Annotated in this window: 26 protein-coding genes; 13 read left to right on the forward strand and 13 right to left on the reverse strand. The window is 68.3% G+C overall.

Annotated elements, in window-relative coordinates; translation table 11 throughout:
• The 10 genes from OCH239_RS02340 to OCH239_RS02385 form a co-directional block, all read right to left on the reverse strand.
• On the reverse strand, positions 1–621 hold a 621-nt coding region (locus OCH239_RS02340; protein ID WP_037258944.1), incomplete at its 3' end, for a YeeE/YedE thiosulfate transporter family protein.
• Between the two features lie 3 nt (positions 622–624).
• Positions 625–1566 carry a sulfurtransferase gene (locus tag OCH239_RS02345; protein WP_157577780.1) on the reverse strand — a complete coding sequence of 314 codons (942 nt, stop codon included), beginning with the start codon at positions 1564–1566 and terminating at the stop codon, positions 625–627.
• A 217-nt stretch (positions 1567–1783) separates the two neighbouring features.
• Complete coding sequence (gene truB / locus OCH239_RS02350) at positions 1784–2686, reverse strand: tRNA pseudouridine(55) synthase TruB (protein WP_037258210.1); 903 nt, start codon at positions 2684–2686, stop codon at positions 1784–1786.
• 146 nt (positions 2687–2832) lie between these two features.
• Positions 2833–3018 carry a Trm112 family protein gene (locus OCH239_RS02355; RefSeq protein ID WP_037258214.1) on the reverse strand — a complete coding sequence of 62 codons (186 nt, stop codon included), beginning with the start codon at positions 3016–3018 and terminating at the stop codon, positions 2833–2835.
• On the reverse strand, positions 3015–3662 hold the full coding sequence (locus tag OCH239_RS02360; RefSeq protein ID WP_037258217.1) for an LON peptidase substrate-binding domain-containing protein: 648 nt from the start codon (positions 3660–3662) through the stop codon (positions 3015–3017). Before OCH239_RS02360 ends, OCH239_RS02355 begins: the two co-directional genes overlap by 4 nt.
• 28 nt (positions 3663–3690) lie before the next feature.
• Positions 3691–4617 (reverse strand): thioredoxin, encoded by a 927-nt coding sequence (gene trxA, locus OCH239_RS02365; RefSeq protein WP_037258220.1) that lies wholly within the window; start codon positions 4615–4617, stop codon positions 3691–3693.
• A gap of 256 nt (positions 4618–4873) precedes the next feature.
• Positions 4874–5662 (reverse strand): exodeoxyribonuclease III, encoded by a 789-nt coding sequence (locus OCH239_RS02370; RefSeq protein WP_037258222.1) that lies wholly within the window; start codon positions 5660–5662, stop codon positions 4874–4876.
• Positions 5663–5731: 69 nt separating this feature from the next.
• Complete coding sequence (locus OCH239_RS02375) at positions 5732–6772, reverse strand: succinylglutamate desuccinylase/aspartoacylase family protein (RefSeq protein ID WP_037258225.1); 1041 nt, start codon at positions 6770–6772, stop codon at positions 5732–5734.
• Positions 6773–6868: 96 nt separating this feature from the next.
• The gene (locus tag OCH239_RS02380; RefSeq protein WP_037258227.1) at positions 6869–7525 is read right to left on the reverse strand and encodes a peroxiredoxin; all 657 of its coding nucleotides are present in this window, start codon (positions 7523–7525) and stop codon (positions 6869–6871) included.
• An 81-nt stretch (positions 7526–7606) separates the two neighbouring features.
• Positions 7607–8557 (reverse strand): L-threonylcarbamoyladenylate synthase, encoded by a 951-nt coding sequence (locus OCH239_RS02385; RefSeq protein ID WP_037258230.1) that lies wholly within the window; start codon positions 8555–8557, stop codon positions 7607–7609.
• Positions 8558–8626: 69 nt separating this feature from the next.
• On the opposite strand from OCH239_RS02385, the gene OCH239_RS02390 reads away from it, so the two are divergent.
• The 5 genes from OCH239_RS02390 to OCH239_RS02410 all read left to right on the forward strand — a co-directional run bounded on the left by OCH239_RS02390 (position 8627) and on the right by OCH239_RS02410 (position 13012).
• Complete coding sequence (locus tag OCH239_RS02390; protein ID WP_051489188.1) at positions 8627–9112, forward strand: GFA family protein; 486 nt, start codon at positions 8627–8629, stop codon at positions 9110–9112.
• Positions 9113–9230: 118 nt separating this feature from the next.
• Complete coding sequence (locus tag OCH239_RS02395) at positions 9231–10946, forward strand: acyl-CoA dehydrogenase (protein WP_037258234.1); 1716 nt, start codon at positions 9231–9233, stop codon at positions 10944–10946.
• A 139-nt stretch (positions 10947–11085) separates the two neighbouring features.
• A complete protein-coding gene (locus OCH239_RS02400; protein ID WP_037258237.1) occupies positions 11086–12126 on the forward strand; it encodes an MBL fold metallo-hydrolase in 1041 nt (346 codons plus the stop codon).
• 104 nt (positions 12127–12230) lie between these two features.
• Positions 12231–12365: an aa3-type cytochrome c oxidase subunit IV gene (locus OCH239_RS02405; protein WP_037258948.1), complete on the forward strand. Its 135-nt coding sequence runs from the start codon at positions 12231–12233 to the stop codon at positions 12363–12365.
• Between the two features lie 11 nt (positions 12366–12376).
• Positions 12377–13012, forward strand: coding sequence for a hypothetical protein (locus OCH239_RS02410; RefSeq protein WP_051489190.1), 636 nt, complete (start codon positions 12377–12379; stop codon positions 13010–13012).
• A 3-nt stretch (positions 13013–13015) separates the two neighbouring features.
• Here the strand turns inward: OCH239_RS02410 and OCH239_RS02415 are convergent, their stop codons facing one another.
• Positions 13016–13342, reverse strand: coding sequence for an AzlD domain-containing protein (locus tag OCH239_RS02415; protein ID WP_037258239.1), 327 nt, complete (start codon positions 13340–13342; stop codon positions 13016–13018).
• Positions 13339–14070, reverse strand: coding sequence for an AzlC family ABC transporter permease (locus OCH239_RS02420; protein ID WP_037258242.1), 732 nt, complete (start codon positions 14068–14070; stop codon positions 13339–13341). The genes OCH239_RS02415 and OCH239_RS02420 overlap by 4 nt, the downstream gene beginning before the upstream one ends.
• A 50-nt stretch (positions 14071–14120) precedes the next feature.
• On the opposite strand from OCH239_RS02420, the gene fdhD reads away from it, so the two are divergent.
• Genes fdhD through OCH239_RS02445 form a run of 5 tightly spaced genes read left to right on the forward strand, consistent with a single transcriptional unit; the run spans position 14121 to position 18636 of the window.
• On the forward strand, positions 14121–15005 hold the full coding sequence (gene fdhD, locus OCH239_RS02425) for a formate dehydrogenase accessory sulfurtransferase FdhD (protein WP_037258245.1): 885 nt from the start codon (positions 14121–14123) through the stop codon (positions 15003–15005).
• Entirely contained in the window at positions 15002–15418 is a 417-nt protein-coding gene (locus OCH239_RS02430; protein ID WP_157577781.1) for a cytidine/deoxycytidylate deaminase family protein, read from the forward strand. Before fdhD ends, OCH239_RS02430 begins: the two co-directional genes overlap by 4 nt.
• Positions 15419–15434: 16 nt before the next feature.
• Entirely contained in the window at positions 15435–16040 is a 606-nt protein-coding gene (gene mobA / locus OCH239_RS02435) for a molybdenum cofactor guanylyltransferase MobA (protein ID WP_037258250.1), read from the forward strand.
• Positions 16037–16534, forward strand: coding sequence for a molybdopterin-guanine dinucleotide biosynthesis protein B (mobB, locus tag OCH239_RS02440; RefSeq protein ID WP_037258253.1), 498 nt, complete (start codon positions 16037–16039; stop codon positions 16532–16534). The genes mobA and mobB overlap by 4 nt, the downstream gene beginning before the upstream one ends.
• Positions 16531–18636: a molybdopterin-binding protein gene (locus OCH239_RS02445; protein ID WP_037258256.1), complete on the forward strand. Its 2106-nt coding sequence runs from the start codon at positions 16531–16533 to the stop codon at positions 18634–18636. Before mobB ends, OCH239_RS02445 begins: the two co-directional genes overlap by 4 nt.
• A 30-nt stretch (positions 18637–18666) precedes the next feature.
• On the opposite strand, the gene OCH239_RS02450 is transcribed toward OCH239_RS02445, so the two are convergent.
• The gene (locus OCH239_RS02450; protein WP_037258259.1) at positions 18667–19686 is read right to left on the reverse strand and encodes an NADP-dependent oxidoreductase; all 1020 of its coding nucleotides are present in this window, start codon (positions 19684–19686) and stop codon (positions 18667–18669) included.
• A 132-nt stretch (positions 19687–19818) separates the two neighbouring features.
• Here OCH239_RS02450 and OCH239_RS02455 point away from each other — a divergent pair, with 132 nt between their 5' ends.
• The 3 genes from OCH239_RS02455 (at position 19819) to OCH239_RS02465 (ending at position 23869) form a co-directional block, all read left to right on the forward strand.
• Positions 19819–21453, forward strand: coding sequence for a long-chain-fatty-acid--CoA ligase (locus tag OCH239_RS02455; RefSeq protein WP_037258262.1), 1635 nt, complete (start codon positions 19819–19821; stop codon positions 21451–21453).
• A gap of 159 nt (positions 21454–21612) precedes the next feature.
• Positions 21613–22857, forward strand: coding sequence for an acyl-CoA dehydrogenase family protein (locus tag OCH239_RS02460; RefSeq protein WP_037258266.1), 1245 nt, complete (start codon positions 21613–21615; stop codon positions 22855–22857).
• Positions 22850–23869: a phosphotransferase family protein gene (locus OCH239_RS02465; protein ID WP_037258269.1), complete on the forward strand. Its 1020-nt coding sequence runs from the start codon at positions 22850–22852 to the stop codon at positions 23867–23869. Before OCH239_RS02460 ends, OCH239_RS02465 begins: the two co-directional genes overlap by 8 nt.
• Positions 23870–24060 lie beyond the last annotated feature (191 nt).

The following is a 24060-nucleotide window of genomic DNA, read 5'->3' on the forward strand; positions in this document are numbered from 1 at the left end:
CTTTCGCTGCTCGGGGGCCGCGCGCCACATCAGGAACGCCGCGACGCTCGCGAGCGCCGCAAGCGTGATGAGGAGGCCGAGCGTGCCCGAGAACACCACCGTCGGCGCGGTGCCGAGCGAGGTCCACCACAGGAGGTGATCGGCACCGAAGAAGCTGCCGATGGCAAAGAAGGGCAGGGCGAGCAGGCTCACCGGGTTGCCGCTCCCGGCGTTCACCAGCGTGCCCGACCCGCAGCCCATGACCACCTGCATGCAGGCGCCGAAGACGAACGCGCCGCCGATCATGGCGAAGCCGACCGGGGCATGCGCGCCGATCAGCTCCTGCCCGTGTGTCGCCAGCAGCGGAAACGCGGCGAGAGCCACGAGCCCGATGGCGACGAGCTGCGCCACCGTGCCCGTCGGGTCGCGCTCGCGGATGGTGCGGCGCCACGGGCCGGCAAAGCCGAAGCGGAAGCCCTCGAGCACGATGCCGAAGCCGAGGCCGATGAGCAGCAGAAGACCGTAGCGCGCGCCCACGAGCAGGGCGACGGCGAGGCAGATCAGAACGGCGCCGCCCACGAGGCCGGCGCGCGGAAGCGCCCGGTTTCCCGGGCGCCGTGCGGTGTCAGCGGTCGTCGCCATGGATCAGAAGATTCCGCGGATCTGGTGCCAGAGGGTCCGGATCGGGCCGGGGACGTTGGCCATCTCGTAGCCCGCGTTGGACCAGCCGACCATCGACTCGGGGTAGAGCTTCACGTTGTCGATCTCGGCGAGCTCGGAAAGAGCGAACCAGTTGGTCGCCGCCCAGTGCCCGGTGTTGCAGAACGAGATCAGCGCCTCGGCCTCGGTCAGGCCGTTCTCCTGCGCGAGGCTCTTCGCCGCCGCGCCGTCGATGATCGCGGGGCCGCCCGAGAACCAGTTGGCGTGCTCGAAATACTCCGATTGCGGCAGCGTGCCCGGCTTGGCCGCCGAGGGATGCGCCTCGCGCCCGTCCCAGAAGCTTTCGGGCCGCGCGTCGAGCAGCAGCGTGTCGCCGCCGTCGATCGCCGCCTGCACCTGATCGGCCGTCGCGGTCCAGGTGTCGTCCCACGTCACCTCGATGTCGCTCGGCTCGATCTCGACGCTCTCCGTCGAAAGCTCCAGACCGGCCTCTTCCCATGCGGCGAGGCCGCCGTTGAGGATCGTGAGGTTCTCGATACCGGCCGACTTCAGCGTCCAGTAGACCCGGGCCGCGGCGCCGAAATCGCTGATGCTCTCACCCTGATAGGTGACGATGACCGGCGTGCCAGGCTCGAGCCCGCGCTCGGACAGGATCTCTGTCAGCGCCTCCTCGGTCGGCAACTGGCCCGGATTGTCGTCGGGGCCGCGAAAGAGCGCATAGGGCGCATTCACCGCGCCGTCGACATGGCCTTCGGCGTAGGCATCCTCGGCGCGGATGTCGATCACGTCGACGTCCTGACCCAGGAGCTGCGAGACCTCTTCTGGGGTCGCGAGCGGACCGGGAAGGCTCTGCGCCGAGGCGGCGGTGCCGAGCGCGATGAGGGCGAGGGTTGCGGGGGCGAGGGGCTTCACGGGATGGTCCTCCATGTCGGATGGAAATGTCTCTTGCCACGCTATGTGTCGCGCGGGGCGGCAAGCGCAAGCGCCCTGCCGCCGATGACCGGAATATCCCCGCTACCGCATGTTTGCACGGGCGACCGAAGGACAGGACGGCATTTCGGGCAACACGCGCCTCGGGAACACCTGTCCTATAGCGGACGGCGGGCCGACATGTCCGTCCTTTTCCGCACGCCTCACAGGTCCTTTACCGGAACACCCGGTCCGGCCAGACCTCGCCCGCCTTGAACCGGCCGACGGCCACCGCGCGGCCCTCGTGGCTCGCCCAGCATTCCTCGCCGTACTCGAGCCCCGGGGCGATCACCATGCCGGGATTGCCGTTCCGCAGGCGCGTCGCGCCCTCGTCGGTGCACTTGGCCTCCGGCAGATCGGTCAGCCCCGCCTCGACCGGCAGCAGCTTCTCGTCGAGCTCGGGCGACTTCGCCAGCGCGTCCACGTCCTCGATCGTCACGCCGTCCTCGGCCTCGAACGGCCCCGACCAGGTCCGGCGCAGCTCGCGCACGTGCCCGAGGCAACCGAGCGTCTCCCCGAGGTCCCGCGCGATCGAGCGCACGTAGCCGCCCTTGCCGCAGACCATCTCGAGCGTGACGTGGTCCGCATCCGGACGGCTCACCATCGTCAGCTCCTCGACCCAGAGCGGCCGCGCCGCGATCTCCATCGTCTCGCCGTCGCGGGCCCGCTTGTAGGCGCGCTCGCCGTTGATCTTCACCGCCGAGAATTGCGGCGGGACCTGCATGATCTCCCCCACGAAGCCGTTCAGCGCCTCCTTGATCTCGTCGTCCGAGGGCCGCGCCTCGGACGTCGCGATCACCTCGCCCTCGGCGTCGTCGGTGTTGGTCGCCGACCCGAGCCGCACGGTGAAGCGGTAGCATTTCAGCGCATCGGTCACGTAGGGCACGGTCTTGGTCGCCTCGCCGATGGCGATCGCCAGCACGCCCGTCGCTTCGGGATCGAGCGTGCCCGCATGGCCCGCCTTCTTCGCCGCGAGCGCCCAGCGGACCTTGTTGACCACCGCGGTCGAGGTCATGCCGGCGGGCTTGTCCACCACCAGCCAGCCCGAGATGTCGCGTCCCTTGCGTGCGCGGCCCATATGCGCTGCTCCTGATCTGCCACTGAAGAGGCGCGCGAGGTAGCGAAGCCGCGCCCGCCTGTCAATTCGGCGCGACCGCCGCACATCGCAAAAAGGGCCCGTCCGGGGATCGTCCCGGCGGGCCCGCATCCTGCGCCAAGGAGCGATCAGTCGAGAACGCGCGCCTCTTCCTTCAGCATGACGGGGATCCCGTCGCGGATCGGATAGGCGAGGTTCGCCCGCCGGCTGATCAGCTCCTGCCGCTCCGCGTCGTATTCGAGCGGGCTCTGGCTCACCGGGCAGATCAGCGCCTCGAGCATCCGGCGGTCGTGGGTCGCGGTCCTCTCGCTCATTGCAATGTCCCCGTTCCGCTCTCGCCGCCGCGCATGGAATATTCGATGAGCGTCACCAGCGTCTCCCTCCGGGTCTTGAGCGACGGCGCCTCCAGCAGCGCCTGCTTGTCCTCGGGGTCGAAGTCCAGAAGCATCGACAGCGAGTTGATCAGAAGCTCGTCGTCCGCTTCCTTTAGCGTCGACCAGTCGGCCGACATCTCCCGCGCCGTGAAATAGCGGTCGAGCAGCCGCAGAAGCCCGTCGCGTCCGAAATCGGGATCGCATTCCGGCTCTCCGCGATCGGCCTCGAAGCCGGTCCAGTCCACCTGGCAGCGCCGGTACGGGGTGAATCCCTCGACCTCCTTGACCACGCGGAACCGGGAGATGCCGGTAAGCGTAATCATGTAGCGACCGTCCTCGGTCTCGGACATCTGGGTCACCCGTCCCGCACACCCGATCCGGTGCAGGGCGTTCTCGTCCCGGCCCGGGATCGGCGCGGGTTGCACCATCCCGATCAGGCGGGTCTCCGTCTTTAGGCTGTCCTCGAGCATGGCGAGGTAACGCGGCTCGAAGAGGTGCAGCGGAAGCCGCGCCCGGGGGAGCATAAGTGCGCCCGGGAGCGGGAAAATGGGGATCGTGTCCGGCAGGTCTGGAAGGCGGCTCATGCCAAGTCCAGCTAGCCCACGCCCTGTCTCAGGCAAATATCATCGACGTGAGTTTTCGCCGCCCGTTCAACACGATGGGATCGTTCGGTTTAAGCGCGTCGAAGATGGTGAAAAGCTGCGTCTTGGCCGCCTCGTCGTTCCACGACCGGTCGCGCCGGAAGAGATCCAGCAGGTGATCCACCGCCTCCTGCGTGCGTCCCGCGGCCTGAAGCGCGAGCGCGAGATCGTAGCGCGCCTGATGGTCGTCGGGATCCGCCGCGACCTTCTGCTCGAGCTCGGCCACCGGCCCTGCATTCTCGGCCTGCCGCGCCAGTTCTATCTGCGCATGGGCCGCCTCGAGTTCCGCGCTTGTCGCGATCTCCGCCGGCGCGCCGTTCAGAACCGATTCCGCCTGGTCGACCTCGCCCATGGCAACGAGCGTGCGCACGAGGCCACCATAGGCGGCCGGGTTCTTCTCGTCCTCGCCGAGGATCGCCTGGAAGACCTGCAGCGCGTCCTGGTGATTGCCGGCCTCGAGCAGCTCGTCGGCCTGCTGCACGGCCTCGGCGAGCCCGCCGTCGCCGCCCTGCGCGCCGCCCGATTGCTGCACGAGCCGGTCGACGAAGGCGGTGATCTCCGATTGCTGAACCGCACCCTGGAAGCCGTCCACGGGCTGGCCCTGCCAGAAGGCGTAGACCGTGGGGATCGACTGGATGCGCAGCTGCGCGGCGATCTGCTGGGCCTGGTCGACATTGACCTTGGCCATCTTCACGGCGCCGTTCGCCTTCTTCACCGCGTCCTCGAGCATCGGCCCGAGCGTCTTGCAGGGGCCGCACCACGGTGCCCAGAAGTCGACGATGACCGGCACCTCCTGGCTGGCCTCGATGACGTCCTGCATGAACGTCTGCTCCGAGACGTCCTTGATGAGATCGCTGCCGCCCTGCGGCTGGGTCTGCGCTCCGCCGAGTTCGATCATCGCTGATTGTCCTTCTTGTCGAGGGGCTGAGACACGTGGTCGCTTGGTCGTCTAGATGGATCACGAACCGGTGTTTCGCAAGGGCGCGCAGAACTACCGCTGGCCGCGCTATGGAGCCGCGGTCAAGACTTTCTGGCAAAGCTTGGCCGGTCTCGGAGCGTGGATCACGCGTGGAACGCTTTCGCCGGCCCGAAGAGACTTCGCGGCACCGAATTCCGTACGAAACGCCCCGAGTTTCTTAACTTCGGTACGAAACTCAGAGGTCGAAAGTCGCGAAGACGGGGGCGTGGTCAGACGGTTTCTCCCAGCCGCGGACATGCCGCAGGATGCGCGATCCGCCGGCCGATCCGGCGATGTCGGGGGAGGCCCAGATGTGATCGAGCCGGCGGCCCTTGTCTGCGGCGTCCCAGTTCGGCGAGCGGTAGGACCACCACGAATAGAGCTGCCCCTCGGGGATATCCTTGCGGGTGACGTCGACCCAGCCGCCGGCCTCCTGCGCCGCCGTCAGCGCCTCGGTCTCGACGGGTGTATGCGAGACGACCTTCAGAAGCTGCTTGTGGGACCAGACATCGTCCTCGCGCGGCGCGATGTTGAGATCCCCGACAAGGATCGACCGTTCGGGGCGGCTCCCACCGAAGTGGGTCCGCATTTCTTCCACGAAATCAAGTTTCTGCCCGAACTTCACGTTCCGCTCGCGGTCGGGCACGTCACCCCCCGCGGGGACGTAGAAATTGTGAATCAGCGTCCCGTCGTCGAGCCGTCCGGCCACGTGCCGGGCCTGATCGAGACCGGCGAAATCGAAATGCCCGGCATCCTCCATGGGCAGTTTCGACAGGATCGCGACGCCGTTGTAGCCCTTCTGTCCCCGAGCGATCGAATGGGTGTACCCGAGCGCCTCGAACGTCTCGAACGGGATCTTGTCGACCGGGCTCTTGCATTCCTGCAGGCAGAGGATGTCCGGCGCCTCCGCCCGGCAGAGATCCGCGACAAGGTCCGCCCGCAGGCGGACCGAGTTGATGTTCCAGGTGGCGAGCGTGAAGGGCATGGGTCTCTCCGCTATGCGCGTGTCCCGATCCCTATGCCCGGCCTCCACGCCCAAGTTCAACCCGGAGCCTCAGATGATCTCGTCCTCGTCGAAGAGCGCCGGCGCATCGAGGTGGCTCGCCTCGAAATCCTGCGTCGCGGCCCTCGCGTCCACGGCCTTTTCCGGCACCGCGACGTGAAAGAGCGCATCGCCCTCATTGACCACGGGCAGGTGCGTGCGGCCGATCACGATCCCGGCCGAGGGCGCCCGGACCTCTTCCTCGATCTCGCCGAAGGGCCCCGACACGATGCCCAGCACCGCGCCCTCTTCCACGTAATCGCCCCGGCGCCGCAAGGTTCGCATCAGTCCGCCGGACGGTGCGCGCACCCAGGAGGAGGCCTGGCAGAACACCGAGGGTCCGCGCGCTTTCGGGACGCCGCGGCCCGCGATCATCCCGAGCTCCTGCATCACCCGCAGGATGCCCGAGACGCCGGCCCGCGCCGCGAACTCGTCAAAGCGCAGGCCCTCGCCCGCCTCGTAGAGGAGAACGTCGACCCCAGCCCTGTCCGCGGCTTCGCGGAGCGATCCCTCGCGGACCTTCGAGCTGAGCGTGACCGGCGCGGCGAAGGCGCGGCCGAGCTCGCGCAGCCGGGCATCGCCAGGGGTCAGGCGGATCTGCGGCAGGTTGGTGCGTCCCACGGCCGCCGAATGCAGGTCGATTCCCACATCGCAACGGGTCACCACCTCGGACATGAAGAGATCCGCAAGCCGTCCGGCCAGCGAGCCCTGGGAGGAGCCCGGGAAGCAGCGGTTGAGATCCCGGCGGTCGGGCAGGTAGCGGGACTGGTTGAGAAATCCGAAGGCATTGACGATCGGCACCGCGATCAGCGTGCCGGCGAGGCGCGACACCGGCCCGGCCCGCAGGAGCCTGCGGACGATCTCCACGCCGATGACCTCGTCGCCATGGACGGCTGCCGAGACGAACATGACCGGTCCGGGCCGGCGGCCATGGATGACATGGGCGGAGAGGGTGACGGGGGTGTGGTCGGACAGGACCGAGACCGGCAGATCGACGGTGCGGCGACTTCCGGGCGCGATTTCGGTGCCGCCGAAGACGAAGGGGGAGGGCATGCAGGTCTCCTTTCGACCCGCGATGCAAGCCGGTATTCCCCGCAGATGCAAGGGTCCCGGGAGAGGCGCGAGGCACCTCCCGGGGTGAGCACGGCCTCAGCCCGGAAGCTTGGCCATGCGCAGATACGGAAGAACGGTCTGGTACTGGCCGAAGCGGTTGGCCGCGTCCTCCTCGGAGACGCTCGCCGGGATCACGACGTCGTCGCCGACATTCCAGTTCGCCGGTGTGGCAACGCCGTGGCCCGCCGCGGTCTGCAAGCCGTCGAGCGCACGCAGCACTTCGGCGAAGTTGCGGCCCACGTTCATCGGGTAGGTCATGGTCAGCTTGAGCTTCTTGTCGGGCCCGATGATGTAGACCGACCGCACGGTCGCGGTGTCGTTCGGGGTGCGGCCGTCGGGCAGGTACGCCTCGGCGGGCAGCATGTCGAATGCCTTGGACACGTCGAGATTGGTGTCGGCTATGATGGGAAATCCGGCCTTCGCACCCTTGCTGACCACCTCGATGTCGGACTTCCACTTCGTGTGGTCTTCGGTGGAATCGACCGAGATGCCGATCACCTTGGTGTCGCGCTTGGCCCATTCGTCCGCAAGCTGCGCCACGGCTCCGAACTCCGTCGTGCAGACCGGCGTGAAGTCCTTGGGATGCGAGAAGAGGATCGTCCAGCTGTCGCCGATGAACTCGTGCAGGGAGAACGTTCCCTGATCGGTCTCGACGGTCAGATCAGGTATGGTGTCGTTGATGCGCAGGGACATGTGTCCGGCCTCCGTCTCGATTGCTGTCCTGCGTTACTTAATCGCGCCGCGCCGGCTTTGCAGCCCCCCGTCCGGCCTGCCTCAGCCGCGGGGCGCGGCTGCGCGCATCAGTCGGTCGTTGATCGCGGCGCCGAGCCCGCGATCCGGGATCGGCGAGACCGCGATAGTGCCTGCGCCCCGCGCATCGAGCGCGTGGAGATGGGCAAAGAGCATCGCCGCCGCCTCGCGCAGATCGCCCGAGGCCGAGAGGTTCAGATCGCACTCGACCGGACCGAAGCCGAGGCGCGCCTCGCCCTCGCGCCAATCGGTCGCGTTGAGCCGCATGTGTGCCTCCGGGGCATAGTGCGAGGCGGTCTGTCCCGGGGCGGAGATCGCGGCGTTGGCAGCGCGGCGGATCAGCGGGCCGCCGAGAGCCTCTTCGAGCGCCTCCACCGGCAGACCGCCCGGACGCAGGAGCGTCGGGTCTCCCGCAAGGCCGAGGATCGTCGATTCGAGCCCCACCTCCGACGCGCCTCCCTCGACGATGGCGGCGATGCGCCCGTCGAGCGACGCGGCCACGTGATCGGCCGTGGTCGGGCTGATCCGGCCCGAGCGATTGGCGGACGGAGCCGCGATGGGGCGTCCCACCTCGGTCAGGAGCGCGCGCGCCACGGGATGCGCCGGCATCCGCACGGCAAGCGTGTCGAGCCCGGCGGTCACCAGCTTCGAGACGCCCGCGCCCTCTTTGAGCGGAAGGACGAGCGTCAGAGGGCCGGGCCAGAAGACGGACGCGATCCTATCGGCCTCGTCCGACCATTCGACGAGCGCCTTCACAGCATCGAGGTCAGGCAGGTGAACGATCAGCGGATTGAACCGTGGCCGGTCCTTCGCGGTGTAGATGCCGGTGACAGCGTCGTCTGAGGTGGCATCCGCACCGAGGCCGTAGACCGTCTCGGTCGGAAAGGCGACGCAGGCGCCGGCACGCCAGAGCTCCGCGGCGCGGGCAAAGCCCGTCGGGTCGGCGGGCAGGCGTTCTGTCGTGATATCGGTCATGCTACGTCCGGTCTCGGGGTATGCGACTCCTGCCCCGAACCGCCGGCATGGACAAGAAGGGACCATGAGATGCCAGATACCAGCTCTGCCAAGGGCGAATGGACGCTGCCGATGACCGCGAGCTGCCGCTGCGGCGCACTGACGCTGACCATGACGGCGCCGCCGATCCTGACGATGGCCTGCCATTGCCGCGGCTGCCAGAAGATGACGGGCGGGGCGTTCTCGCTCTCGGCGGCCTTTCCGACCGGCGCGGTGACCATCGCGGGCGCGGAGCCGCAGCAGGGCGGGCTCGGGACCGAAGGGCAGGATCACATGCATTGTCCGCGCTGCCTGTCGTGGGTTTTCACCCGTCTTCCCGAGGCTTACGGCATCCTCAACGTCCGGGCGCCGATGATCGACGTGCCCGAGGGCATCGCTCCCTTCGCCGAAACGCAGGACGCCGAGAAGCTGCCCTTCGTCCATGTCGACGTCGCCATGAGCTTCGAGCGGTTCCCGGACATGGACGAACTGACGGCAGCCTCGGCGCGCTTCGCCGAAGAGGCGGCGCGCGTGTGACGCGGCGTTTCGTCCATTCCGGGACGCCGCGTTCCCGTTGTCGGGACTCGCCGGTTTTGTCAGCCTATAAACGGAAGGCGGTTGTCGTGCCGCCCCGCCAGATCCCAAGGAGGAGACCATGCCCTATCGCGCGCCGGTCAACGAGTTCCGATTTCTCTTCGACCACGTGGTCGACCTCGCCTCCGTGACGGCCGAGGAGCGGTTCGCAGAGGCGACGCCCGACACCGTCGAGGCGATCCTGACCGAGGCCGGCCGTATGTGCGAGGAGGTTATCGCGCCGACGAACCGCGCCGGCGACACCCATCCCGCGCGGCTCGAGAACGGCGTCGTGCGCACCTCGCCGGGCTTCGATTCCGCCTATGCCGCATTGGCCGAGGGCGGCTGGGTCGCGGTGTCTGCGGATCCCGAATATGGCGGCATGGGCCTGCCGGTGGCGCTGACCACCGCGGTGAACGACATGATCGCGTCGGCGAACCTCGCCTTCCAGCTCAATCCGATGCTGACGCAGGGCCAGATCGAGGCGCTCGAGCATCACGCGAGCGACGAGCTGCGCGAACTCTACCTGCCGAAGCTCATCTCGGGCGAATGGACGGGCACGATGAACCTGACCGAGCCGCAGGCGGGCTCTGACGTCGGCGCGCTGCGGACGAAGGCCGTGCCGAACGGCGACGGGACCTACGCGATCTCGGGCCAGAAGATCTACATCACGTGGGGCGACCACGACCTGACCCCGAATATTTGCCATCTCGTCCTCGCGCGCCTGCCCGACGCTGCGCCGGGCACCAAGGGGATCAGCCTCTTCATGGTGCCGAAATACCTGCCCAAGGACGACGGCACGCCGGGCGACTTCAACAACGTGCGGACCGTCTCGCTCGAGGAAAAGCTCGGCATCCACGGCTCGCCGACCGCGGTGCTGGAATACGAGGATTCGAAGGGCTGGCTCGTCGGGCCCGAGAACGGCGGCATGAAGGCGATGTTCACCATGATGAACAACGCCCGCCTCGGCGTCGGCGCACAGGGGATCGGTGCCGCAGAGGGCGCCTACCAGCACGCGCTCGCCTATGCGATGGACCGCAAGCAGGGCAAGTCGGCGGTCGAGAACGCCACCGGCTCCATCGTCGATCATGCGGACGTGCGCCGCATGCTCGCTGCGATGAAGGCCGACATCTTCGCCGCCCGCGCGATCGCGCTTTCCTGCGCGGTGGCGCTCGATCGCGGCCGTGCGTCGGGGGAGGCCGACTGGCAGGCGCGCGCGGCGCTGCTGACCCCGATCGCCAAGTCCTTCGGCACCGATGTCGGCATGCGCGTCGCGGACGAGGGCATTCAGGTGCATGGCGGCATGGGCTTCGTCGAGGAGACGGGCGCGGCGCAGTACCTGCGCGACGTGCGCGTCACCGCGATCTACGAGGGCACCAACGGCATCCAGGCGATGGACCTCGTCGCCCGCAAGATGGCCGACGGGGGCGAGGCGGCGTTCTCCCTTCTCGACGAGGTCGAGGGCTTTGCCGAGACCGCGCGCGAGACCATGCCCGAGCTTGCCGCGCCGGTCTGGGAGGCGGCGGAGACGCTGCGCGAGGCGGTCGAGTGGCTGGTGGCGCAGGGCGATCTCAACGACCGCTTCGCCGGGTCCTCGGCTTTCTTAAAAGGGTTCGCCCGCGTGCTCGGCGGCTACTACCACCTGCGCGCGGCGATCGCTGAACCGGGTGGCGCCCGCGAGCGGCTCGCGCGGTTCTACATCACGCGGATGCTGCCGGAACATGTCGGCCTGCTGGCCCATGCCCGCGCAGGCGCGAAGGATCTCTATGCGCTGACCCCTGACGACCTCGCGGCGTGACGGACCGGGGAGGGGCTCCGCCCCGCCGCTGACGCGGCCCCCGGAGTATTTTTGCCAAGAAGAAGCCGGGGCGGCGTGCGCTTGCCCACCCGTCCGGCGCGTGGGAGAGGTGCGGGGCGAACGAGCGGGAGAGAGCGAGATGGACGGCACGCGCGAGGGGATCCGCTACCCATGGCCAGAGCCACCGCACCAAGGCGAGGCGGTGGAGGTGGCGGAGGGTGTTCTCTGGATGCGCCTGCCGCTGCCGATGAAGCTCGACCACGTGAACGTCTACGCGCTCGACGACGGCAAGAGCTGGACGATCGTCGACACCGGCTTTCATTCGAAGCGCGGGCTGAAGCTCTGGGAAGATCTGCTGGCGGGGCCGCTTGGCGGCAAGCCGGTGGGGCGGGTGGTGGTCACGCACCATCATCCCGACCATGTCGGTAATGCCGGCTGGTTCCAGTCGTTTCATGGCGCGGAGCTGGTGACGACGCGGACCGCATGGCTCTTTGCGCGGATGCTGACGCTCGACGAGCAGGAGGCGCCGACGGACGAGACGCTGACCTACTGGCGCCGGGCGGGCATGGACCCGGAGATCCTCGCCGAACGCGCCGCGGAGCGGCCGTTCAACTTCGCCGACATCGTCCATCCCATGCCGCTCGGCTTCACCCGGATCGCGCAAGGCAGCACGATAGAGATGGGCGGGCGGACGTGGGACGTGCATGTCGGCAACGGCCACGCGCCCGAGCACGCAACGTTCTGGAGCCGAAACGACGAGCTCGTTCTCGGCGGCGACCAGATCCTGCCGTCGATCAGCTCCAATATCGGCGTCTACGCCACCGAGCCCGAGGCCGATCCCGTGGGCGAGTGGATCGAGGCCTGCGAGCGCCTGGCGGAACTCGCTCGACCCGAACACCTCGTCCTCGGCGGTCACAAGCTGCCGTTCACCGGGCTGCCCCTGCGGATGCGTCAGCTCATCGAAAATCACCACGGCGCGCTCGAGCGTCTGCACGCCCATCTCGCCGAGCCGAAGGCCGCGGGCGAGTGCTTCGCGCCGCTCTTCAAACGCAGGATCGGAGGGGGCGAGTACGGCCTCGCTCTGGTCGAGGCGATGGCCCACTGCCTGCATCTCTGGCATACGGGGCGCGCGGAACGGCACCTGCGCGAGGACGGGGCCTGGGCCTTCGGCGCGCTCTGAGACGCCTGCGACCCATTGCCCGCGCTGTCGCGCCGAAGGGCCGTGACAGGCCAGCTCGAATCCGGTAATCCGCGGCGCGAGACGTCTTTGAGGGAATGACAGACATGGCTGACCACGAGCACGGCAAGATGGACATCACCGAGCAGGAAAAGACCTTCGGGGGATTCGTGACGTGGACGACGCGCGTGGTGATCGCGTGCATCGCCATCGCGCTCTTCCTCGCGATCTTCGGCGCCTGATCGCGCGCCTCATGTCGTCGCTCCGCGCGCTGGTCGCGCTCTGTCTTGCCGCTCTCGTGCTCGCGGGCTGTGCGACACCGAAATCGGGGCCCGACGCCACGCCCGAGGCGGTCGCACGGGCCGCCTACCGGCATGACGGGCCGCCGGCGATCACCCTCTTAACCATGGTGTCCAACCGCGATGGCGGCGGCGCGCATTCGTCGATGATGATCAACGCATCGCAGCGCGTGGTGTTCGACCCGGCCGGATCGGTCTCGCATTCCCGCATGGTCGAGCGGGGCGACGTGATCTACGGCATCACTCCGGAGCTCGAGGAGCTCTACGAGGGCGCCCATGCGCGCGAGACATACCACGTGGTGATCCAGCGCCGCGAGGTGCCGCCGGAGGTCGCCGAAAAGGCGCTCCGGCTGGTGATGGAGAACGGCACGGTGTCGCAGGCCTTCTGCACTCAGGCGAACAGCCGCATCCTCCGTCAGTTACCCGGGTTCGAGACGATCCGGCCTACCTTCTATCCCTCCGCGCTGTCGAAGCAGTTCGGCGCGCTTCCCGGGGTCACCACCCGCACGCGCTACGAGACCGACGGCGACGACAAGAGCCGGGCGGTCGACGCGTATTTCGAAGAGAGTAGCGAGGGCGCGTCCGGCTGACGCTCAGCCGAGAACGTAAATCCCTGCGACGAGCGTTGCGACGCCCGCGCCCATCGCGGCCAGCACGTTGTGGGTGACGTAGGCGACAGCGAGCGTCACGAAAGCGGTCGAGAGGCGCACCGGGTCGACCTCGCCCTCTGTAGCCCGGGGCCAGACGACCAGCGGCGCCACGAGCGCGGGCAGGATCGCGGCTGCGGTGTAGCGCAGATGGCGCAGCAGCCAGGGCGGCAGCGGCCGATCGCCGACGAGGCCGAGGAAAACGAAGCGCAAGCCGAAGCTTCCGGCGCCGAGGCCGAGGATCACGGTCCAGAGGGTCGTCGTCTCGATCATGTCGCGGTCTCCGGATCGGTCTTCGCCGCCCGCCTCTCCATGAGGAGTTCCACGCGGGCGCCTGCGATCATGCCGACGATCCCTCCGGTGATCAGGCCGAGATTGTAGGGCAGCCAGGCGAAGGCGAGCGACATGCTGGCCGCGACGAAGGCCGCGGCGATATGGGCGGGCGTGCGCAGCATCGGCCCGATCATGGCGAGGAACGCGACCGGAACCGCAAAATCGAGACCGGTATCGGTCGGGATCGCCGCGCCCGCCCAGGCGCCGAGCAGCGTCGCGGCGTACCATGGCAGGCAGATCGGCGTGACGGTGCCCATGAAATAGGCGAATTTCTCGGAGAGGCCCATGGAACGCCGCTCGAACTCGAGCGCTCCGAGCGCGTAGGTCTGGTCGACGAGGAAATAGCTCACGAGCGCCCGCTTCCACACCGGCAGGTGCCCCAGATGCGGGGTCATTGCGGCGGAATACATCGCCATGCGCAGGTTCACCGCGAGCGCCGACGCCAGCGCGACGAAGGTCGGCGCGTTGTCGGACATCAATTGAAGAGCCGTGAACTGGGACGCGCCCGCGATGACGACAACCGAGAAGGAGAGCGATTCGATGATCGTCAGTCCCGCCTCGCGGGACACAACGCCGAAGAGCAGGGCGAAGGGGATGACCACGGCCAGGAAGGGCAATCCGTCGATCACGCCTCTGAGGTATGGTGACTTTACGCCGTCGCTTGCCATGTCTAACTCTGTTGGTCCGCGCCACGTGCGTTAGTCCGCCCAGCCGGGAGATGCAATTGCCCGCCAAGACAGACCGTTACCTGATCGCTCCCGATCCCGCGGCCCCGCGCCTGACCCGCGCGGTCACCGGCACCGACCAGACCGGTGCCGCCGTGGAAATCTCGGTGGTGGAGGAACGCCCGCTGACGATCTTCCTCAACGGCCAGGAAATCGTGACCGCGATGACCATAGGCGATTATCCGCAATACCTCGCGGTGGGGTTCCTGCGGAACCAGGGCATGCTGGCAGACGGCGAAGACATCACCGGCATCTCCTACGACGAGGAACTCGAGACGGTCGTCGTGCGGACGGCGAGCCGCACGACCTACGAGGAGAAGATGCGCAAGAAGACCCGGACCAGCGGTTGCGCCGTCGGCACCGTCTTTGGCGACATGATAGAGGGTCTCGCGGGCGTGACACTGCCGCAGGCGGAGCTGCGGACCTCCTGGCTCTACGCGCTCTCGAAGGAGATCAACACGACGCCGTCTCTCTACCTTGAGGCGGGCGCGATCCACGGAACGGTCCTCTGCAAGCAGGACCGGCCGCTCGTCTACATGGAGGATGTCGGCCGCCACAACGCCGTCGACAAGATCGCCGGCTGGATGGTGCTCGAAGGAGAAAGCGCGGGGGACAAGATCCTCTACACCACCGGGCGCCTTACCTCGGAGATGGTGATCAAGACCGCGATGATGGGCATCCCGGTCCTCGCCTCGCGCTCGGGCTTCACTGCTTGGGGCGTCGAGATCGCGCGGGAGGTCGGCCTGACGCTGATCGGCCGCCTGCGCGGACAGCGCTTCGTCTGCCTTGCCGGAGAGGAGCGGCTCGTGCGCGACGCCGATCCTGCGGACGCGGACGAGGACAGCCCGAAATCGCGTCGCAAGGGAGCGCATGCATGACATTGCCGATGCGTCCCGATCCCGTCCAAGTCGAGGCGGTGGAGGCTGCCCGCGACTTCATCGCGACACGCAAGCGCGGCGACTGGCACGCGGTCGCCTCGGTCGTTCTTACCGAGAAGGGCGAGCGTTACCTCGCCATCAACCTCGACAGTACTTTGCCGCGCGCGAGCGTCTGCGCCGAGCCCATCGCCATCGGCATGGCCATGGCCGCCGACCCCGAGGACCGCGTGACCTTCTGCGCCGCCGTGAATCGGCACGGCAAGGTCATCCCGCCCTGCGGGGCGTGCCGCGAGCTCATGCTCGATTACGGCGCCGACGCGGCCGTGGCGATTCCCGAGGGCGAGAGTTTCGTCGCCGTGCCGATGCGCGATCTCGTCCCGTCGGCCTACAAGCAGGACCGGAGGAAATCGTGACCGGGGGCAGGTTGCGATGAAGGCGCCGCTTGGTGTGATCCTCGCCGGTGGCCGCGCGACCCGGATGGGCGGCGGCGACAAGGGCCTCCTGACGATTGGGGGAGAGACGCTTCTGTCGCGTGTCGTCGACCGGATCTCGCCGCAGGTGGCCGGCCTCGCGCTCAACGCAAACGGCGACCCGGCGCGGTTCGCAGGCCTCGGTCTGCCGGTCTTGCCCGACAGTGTCGCCGAATGGCCCGGACCGCTGGCGGGGGTACTCGCGGGCCTCGACTGGGCCGCGGAGGAAAGCGCAGATACGATCGTGACCGTGGCCGCGGACACGCCGTTCTTTCCCTGCGACCTCGTTCCCCAACTGCTGCTCGCCGCCGAGGGAATGGAGGCGCCGCTCGCGCTTGCCGCCACCCCCGATCCGACGCGCGGCCGGGTGCGGCACCCGACCTTCGGCCTCTGGCCCGTGGCGCTGCGCGAGGACCTGCGCGCCGCACTGGACGAGGGCGTACGCAAGGTGGTGCTCTGGACCGATCGCCACGGCGGGCGCGAAGCGCTTTTCGACGAGCCGGGTGATCCCTTCTTCAACGTCAACACGCCCGAGGACCTCGCGACAGCGGAGGCCATGCAGTGAGGCTCTACGGCGTGACCGGCTGGAAGAATTCCGGAAAGACCGGACTCGTGGAGCGGCTCGTCTCCGAGATCAGCGCGCGGGGCTTCGTCGTCAGCACGGTCAAGCACGCGCACCATTCCTTCGACGTCGATCACCCCGGTCGCGACAGCCACCGTCATCGCGAGGCCGGCGCGCGCGAGGTGCTGCTCGCCTCGCGCACGCGCGTCGCCCTGATGACCGAGCTGCGCGGCGATCCCGAACCGACGCTCGACGAGCTTCTCGCCCGCCTCGCACCGGTCGATCTGGTCCTGGTCGAAGGTTACAAGCGCGACCGGCATCCCAAGATCGAGGCCCACCGCGCCGAGACCGGCCAGCCGCTTATCGCGCCGGAGGATGCGACGATCCGCGCCGTGGCGAGCGACAGCGCCGGAACGCTCGGTGTGGACCGTCCTGTCTTCGATCTCGACGACACCCGCGCCATCGCGGATTTCGTCTTGGACGAGGTGGGTCTGTGAGGTTCGATACGATCGTCGTGGTGGATTGGTCGGCGCGCTCGGCGCCATCGCCCGAGCGCCCCACCAAGGATGCGATCTGGATTGGGACGGTGCGCGACGGCGGGGAGGCCGAGGCGACCTATCTCCGGACGCGACACGCCGCGGAAACACATCTCGTTTCGCTTCTCGAGCGGGAACGGAAAGACGGACGGCGGGTCCTCGCCGGCTTCGATTTTTCCTTCGGCTATCCGCGCGGCTTCGCGCGCGGGGTGACCGGTTCGGACGATACCCTCGCGCTGTGGGCCTGGCTCGAGGAAGCGGTCGAGGACCGGCCGGACAACGCCAACAACCGCTGGGACGTCGCGCGCAGGCTCAACGCGCTCTTTCCCGGCGTCGGCCCGTTCTGGGGTTGCCCCGCCGGCGAGGCGAGCGCCGAGTTGCCCGCGCGGGGGACCGAACGACGCGGGCACGGCCTTCCGGAACGGCGCAGGGCGGAAACTCTCCTGCCGCGCATGCAGCCCTGCTGGAAGCTCTACACGACCGGGTCGGTCGGCTCGCAGGCGCTCCTGGGCCTTCCGATGCTGCACAGGCTGCGCCAGCGGTTCGGAGCCGACCTTGCCGTGTCGCCCTTCGAGCCGCCCGAGCGGGCTATCGTGCTCGCCGAAGTCTTTCCGTCGCTGATCGCACAGGCAATCGCCGCGCGGGCCGGACCGGACGAGATTGCCGATCGCGCTCAGGTGCGCGTCTTGTCCGAGGCGCTCGCACGGCTCGATCCTGCGCGTCTCTCCGGCATGCTACGCGAAGGCGATACCGAAGAGGGGTGGATCCTCGGCCTCGGTCACGAGGACGCTCTGGTCCAGGACGCCCCGCTCGCTCCGCCGCCACTTTCGGACGATTGCTTCGCGCTTCCGCCCGGGGTGGACTGGACGCCGGTGGAGGACGCGTTTGCGATGCTCAGGGCGCGTCTGCGGCCGGTGGTCGGGGCCGGGATCGTGCCGCTCGGCGATGCCGCGGGACGGGTCCTGGCGGATGACGTCATCGCCATGCGGTCGAACCCGCCTGAGCCCAACACAGCCGTGGACGGCTATGCCTTCGCCGGGTCCGCGGGGCAGGGTGCGGAGGTGATCCTGCCGTTGGTCGAGGGCCGTGCGGCCGCGGGGCGTCCCTACGCGGGGACTGTGCCGACGGGCCATGCGGTGCGCGTCCTGACCGGCGCCGCGCTGCCTGCCGGCGTCGATACGGTCGTGCTCGACGAGGATACGCGGGCGGACGGGGCGCGGGTCGCCTTCCGCGGTCCGGTCAAGATCGGGGCGAACACCCGCAAGGCTGGCGAGGACGTGGTCGCCGGCGGGGTGGCGCTGGAGGCGGGCCGCCGGCTCGGGCCTGCGGATCTCGCGCTTGCCGCGGCCGTCGGGCTCGGCGATCTGCCGGTACGCAATCGGCTCCGAGTGGCGGTGCTGTCGACCGGCGACGAGATCCGCGAGCCGGGCTCCGAGGCGGGGTCCGGACAGATTTTCGATGCGAACCGGCCGATGCTCGCGAGCCTTGCCGCGCGCTGGGGATACGAGGTGATCGATCTCGGGCGCTGCCCGGACGACCGCGACGAATTGCGCGCGCGACTCGACCGCGCTGCGGTGGAGGCGGACGCAGTACTGACCTCGGGCGGGGCGTCGGCCGGGGACGAGGATCACGTCTCAGCGCTCCTGCGCGAGAGCGGCGCGCTCGCCGAATGGCGCATCGCGCTCAAGCCGGGGCGGCCGCTGGCCCTCGGCATGTGGGGCGGGGTTCCGGTCTTCGGCCTGCCTGGCAATCCGGTGGCGGCCTTCGTCTGCACGCTGATCTTCGCTCGTCCCGCCCTCGGCGTTCTGGCGGGCGAAGCATGGCGCGAGCCACAGGGCTTCGACGTGCCGGCGGGGTTCGAGAAGCGCAAGAAACCGGGTCGCAGGGAGTATCTGCGCGCCCGGATGCGGGACGGTCGCGCCGAGGTCTTCAAGTCGGAAGGGTCGGGCCGGATCTCCGGATTGTGCTGGGCCGAGGGACTGGTGGAGCTCGAGGATGGCGAGCGCCATGTGCGCCACGGCGATCCTGTCCGCTTCATCCCCTACGGCAGCTTCGGGATCTGAGGCGCGGCCCGAAAGCCGCGCCCATCGGGATCAGATCACCTTCATAATCTGCTTGCCGGTATTGCCGCCCTTCAGCATCTCGATGAAGGTCTGGGGCGCGTTCTCCAGACCCTCGGCGATGTCCTCGCGCCAGGCGATCTCGTCGTTCATCACCCGCGGCGCCACGTCCTTCTGGAAGTCCCCGAAGCGGTCCCAATGGTCCGCGATGATGAAGCCGGTCACAGCCATGCGCTTGACGAGCACCGAGCGCCACAGCATCGGCAGGCGGTCGCTCGCATCCTCGACGCCGCCGTACCATGCGACCATGCCGCAGACCGGGATGCGCCCGAACGTGTTCATCAGCGGGATCACCGCCTCGAGCACTTTGCCGCCGACATTCTCGAAGTAGATGTCGATGCCGTCCGGCGCGGCCTCGGCGAGCGCCTTGCGCAGGCTCGATGCGTCGTCATGGGCGCGGTGATCGATCGCCGCGTCGAAGCCGTAGAGCTCCTCGGCCATCTTGCACTTCTCCGCTCCGCCGGCGATCGCGACGGTCCTGAGGCCGTGCGCTTTGGCGAGCTGGCCGACCATCGAGCCCACGGGACCTGTCGCCGCGGCAACCACGAGCGTCTCTCCCGATTTCGGGCGGCCGAGATCGTTCAGTCCGTACCAGCCGGTGAACCCCGGCATCCCGAGCACGCCGAGGACGGCCGTCGGCGGCACGCCCTCGGGGATCCTGGTCGCGCCCTCCGCGGTCATCACGGCGTGGCTCGCCCAGCCGGTCATGCCGGTGACCATGTCGCCTTCCGAGAACCCGTCGGCATTCGACTTGATGACGCGGCCGACGCCCTGGGCGGTCATCGTGCCGCCGATCGGCACGGGTTCGGCATAGCTCTTGGCGTCGTCCATGCGTCCGCGCATGTAGGGATCGAGCGAAAAGTGGGTGACCTCGACCAGCACCTCGCCGGGGGTGGGTTCGGCCGCGGTCTCGGTCTTGAGCTCGAAATCGTCCGGTACCGGATCGCCCGAGGGGCGGCGGGCAAGCGCGATGCGTTGCATCTCGTCGGCCATGCTCTGTCCTTTCGTGACATTCTCGTGGAGGATTGTGTCGCGGCGTCAGGGATGTTTTGCGGTTGCACCGCTGTCCCCGAGCCCTCCAAGCTCCATCTGGACTTGTGACCGCAGACGGCAAGGGAGGGCCCGATGCACGGCATGATGATGACCCGTCCACTCTCGATCATCGAGATCCTGCGCTACGCCGCGGGTGCCCATCCGGGCGCCGAAGTGGTCTCGGCCCGGGTCGAGGGAGACGTTCACCGCGAGACATACGCAGAGGCCTATGCGCGCGCCGGACAGCTCGCCCACGGGCTGAAGGGCCTCGGCATCGGGCGGGGCGACCGCGTCGCGACGCTCGCCTGGAACGGCTACCGGCATTTCGAGCTTTATTACGGCGTCTCGGGCATGGGGGCTGTCTGTCACACGATCAACCCGCGTCTTTCGGCCGAGCAGATGCTCTACATCATCGGCCATGCCGAGGATAAGGTCCTCTGCATCGATCTGACCTTCGTGCCGATCGTCGAGGCGCTTGCCGACCAGCTGCCGAAGGACATGACGCTGGTCGCGCTCTGTGATCGCGCGCATCTGCCCGAGAGCAAGCTCGACCTCGTCGCCTACGAGGATCTGCTGGAAGGACAGCCGACGGAGTACGACTGGCCGGACCTGCCCGAAGACGACGCGGCAGCGCTCTGCTACACGTCCGGCACCACCGGTAACCCCAAGGGCGCGCTCTATTCGCACCGCTCGACGGTGCTGCACGCGCTGTCGATCTGCGTCGGGCTCTCGAAATCGCTGACCGAGGGCGGGCGTGTCCTGCCGGTGGTGCCGCTCTTTCACGTGAATGCCTGGGGACTGCCTTATGCGGCGCCGCTCGCGGGCGCCTCGCTGGTCATGCCGGGGCCGCGGCTCGACGGCCCGTCGCTCTGGGAGCTGATGGAGGCGGAGGGCGTGACCTCGGCCTGGGGCGTGCCGACCGTCTGGCTGGGCCTGCGCGCCGAGATCGAGAAGCGCGGGCGAAACCCCGGCGCCTTCGCGCAGGTGGTGGTCGGCGGCTCGGCCGCGCCGCGGTCGATGATCGAGGGGTTCGAGCGCTCCGGCGTCGAGGTGATCCACGCCTGGGGCATGACCGAGATGAGCCCGGTCGGCACCCACGGACTACTCTCCGCCCCGATGAAGGACCTGCCCTTCGAGAGGCAGATGGAGCTCAAGTCCAAGCAGGGGCGGCGTGTCTTCGGGGTCGAGCTCAAGATCGTCAATGAGGCGGGCAACCGGCTTCCGGAGGACGGCAAGGCGGCGGGTGAGCTTTTCGTGCGCGGCAACACGGTGATCTCGGGCTACTTCGCTAACGACGCGGCGACCGGCGCGGCGATGGACGCGGACGGATGGTTCGGCACCGGGGACGTCGCCAGCATTGACGCCGACGGCTTCCTGGTGATCCAGGACCGCACAAAGGACCTCATCAAGTCGGGCGGCGAATGGATCAGCTCCATCGACCTCGAGAACATTGCCGCGGCGCATGGCAAGGTCGCGTCCTGCGCGGTCATCGCCGTGCCGCACCCGAAATGGGACGAGCGTCCGGTGCTGGTCGTGGTGCCGAAAAATGGGGGCGATCCGCCGAGCCTGCAAGAACTGCACGGGATGATGCTGGAGCACGTCGCCAAGTGGCAGCTGCCGGACGACATGATCCTCGTCGACGAGTTGCCGCTGACCGCGACGGGCAAGGTGTCGAAACGGACCCTGCGCGAGCGGTTCAAGGCGCACGAGCTCCCGGCTGCTGAGTGAACCTGCCCGTGCGGCACGCGGCGGCGCGGTGTCTCGCTGGAAAGGCATGAGGGACGGGGCGCCGTCCCTCGCGTTGCGCCTGCGAGAGGCGGGCGGATTCGGATATTTGGATCAAGAAGAAGAGGCGGGGCCTGTGCTCTGCCGCGAGGGAGGCGAGAGATGGATCTGGGCATGACCGAGAGGGTGCGGCCGCTGGTCGAGGCGGTGCGCAGCATGGTCGAGGACGAGATCGCGCCGCTGAGCGTCGAATATCACGAGGAGATCGGCAGGCATCCCTCCGGCAACCGGTTCGCGCTGACGGACAGGCAGCTCGAGATCCTGCGGGATCTGAAGGGGCGTGCGCGCGAGCGGGGCCTGTGGAACTTCTGGCTGACGGACAGCGCGCGCGGCTACGGGCTCACCACGGTGGAATACGCCTATCTCGCCGAGGAGATGGGAAAAGTGCCGCTCGCGGCCGAGGTCTTCAACTGCAACGCTCCCGACACCGGCAACATGGAGGTGCTCGAGCGCTACGGTGTCGACTGGATGAAGGCGCGCTGGCTCGAGCCGCTGCTCGAGGGCGAGATCCGCTCGGCCTATGTGATGACCGAGCCCGAAACCGCGTCGTCGGACGCGGCGCAACTGGCCTTTGCGGCGCGGCGCGAGGGTGACGAGTATGTCCTAAACGGCGAGAAGATCTGGATCTCGGGCGCAGGGGATCCGCGATGCTCGGTCTACATCCTTCTCGCCTGCACCGATCCCGACGCGGACAAGCACCGGCGGCACACGATGTTCGTGCTGGATGCGGACACGCCCGGCATCGAGGTGCTGCGGCCGATGCAGGTCTTCGGCGAGGACGACGCACCGCACGGACACATGCATCTGCGCTTCACGGATGTGCGGATCCCGGCGAAGAACGTGATCCTCGGCGAGGGGCGCGGTTTCGAGGTGGCGCAGGGGCGGCTCGGGCCGGGGCGCATCCATCATTGCATGCGCGCGATCGGGCAGGCCGAGAAGGCGCTCCAGATGATGTGCGAGCGGGGGATCGCCCGCGAGGCCTTCGGCAAGCGGCTTGCCGAGCTCGGCGCGAACTACGACATCATCGCCAATGCCCGGATGGAGATCGAGCAGGCGCGGCTTCTCTGCCTCAAGGCGGCGTGGGTGATGGACACCGAGGGCACCCGCGCGGCAGCGCCCTGGATCAGCCAGATCAAGGTGGTGGCGCCGCTGATGGCCGGACGAGTGATCGACGAGGCGATCCAGATGCATGGCGGATCGGGCATCAGCCAGGATTTCGATCTGGCGCATATGTGGACGCATGTCCGGACGCTGCGGTTCGCCGACGGCCCCGACGCGGTGCACCGGCGGCAGGTGGCGCGGGCCGAACTCGGGAAATACGCTCGGACCGGGGGACGAGATGGATGATCGCGAGCTTGCCCGCGTCGGGGCCTGGATGGCCAAGAACGTTCCCGGCTTTTCGGGGCCTCTCTCGGCAACGAAGTTCGACGTCGGACAATCGAACCCGACCTACCGTCTGAACGCCGGGTCCGGGGCCTACGTTCTGCGGCGCAAGCCCCATGGCGATCTGCTGAAATCGGCCCATGCGGTCGACCGTGAATTCCGCGTGCAGGCGGCGCTCTGGCAGACGGAGGTGCCCGTGCCGAAGGTGCTGGCGCTCTGCGAGGACGACAGTGTCCTCGGCGCGATGTTCTACGTGATGGAGCATGTCGGCGGGCGCAATATCGACGAACCGGCCATGGCGGGCGCGAGCCCCGAAGAGAGGACCGGCATCGCGGAGGAGATGGCGCGGGTACTTGCGGCGATCCATTCGGTTGATGTCGAGGCCGTGGGGCTGTCTGATTACGGACCACCGGGCGACTATTACGCGCGCCAGCTCGCGCGCTGGACGAAGCAGTACCGGGCGAGCGAGACCGGAACGGTCTCCGAGATGAACCGGCTGCTCGACTGGCTCGGTGCGAACATGCCCGAGGAGGACGGCCAGCGGACGCTCGTGCATGGCGATTACCGCATCGACAACATGCTCTTCGAAGCCGACGGCACAGGCTGCCGGGCGGTGCTCGACTGGGAGCTCTCGACGCTCGGGCACCCATATGCCGACCTCGCCGGGGTGATCATGCAATGGCAATTGCCGCCCGGACCGGAGGGGCGGGGGCTCGACGGGCTCGACCGGGGGGAGCTGGGCCTGCCCACCGATGCCGAGTTCGTCGAGATGTATTGCGCCGAACGGGGCATCGCGGTGCCGAAGGCCTTCGGCTTCTACGTCGCCTTCGCCTTCTTCCGGATGGGGGCGATCCTGCAGGGCGTTAAGAAGCGAGCTCTCGACGGGAACGCCTCGAACCCGGAAAAGGCGCTGCGGCTTGGGGCGTTCGTTCCGCGCTTCGGGTATCTCGGTCTTCGGGCCGCGGGGGATGTCTAGGCGCGTGTCGCCGATTTGCGTAAAACCGGCGACGGTCTCGCGAAGTGGTTTTGGCTAAGGGAGCAAACTGTGACGGTCGCTTCGGCTGTAGTCAGCGCTGCGCGGGTCCGCACCGGATATACGCCGAGCATCCCGGCTGCCGAATTCGACACGTGACAAAGGGCGCTCCCGCGGGAGCGCCCTTCGAGCTT

Origin of the sequence: Roseivivax halodurans JCM 10272 (assembly GCF_000521785.1) — a bacterium.
Lineage (GTDB): Bacteria > Pseudomonadota > Alphaproteobacteria > Rhodobacterales > Rhodobacteraceae > Roseivivax > Roseivivax halodurans.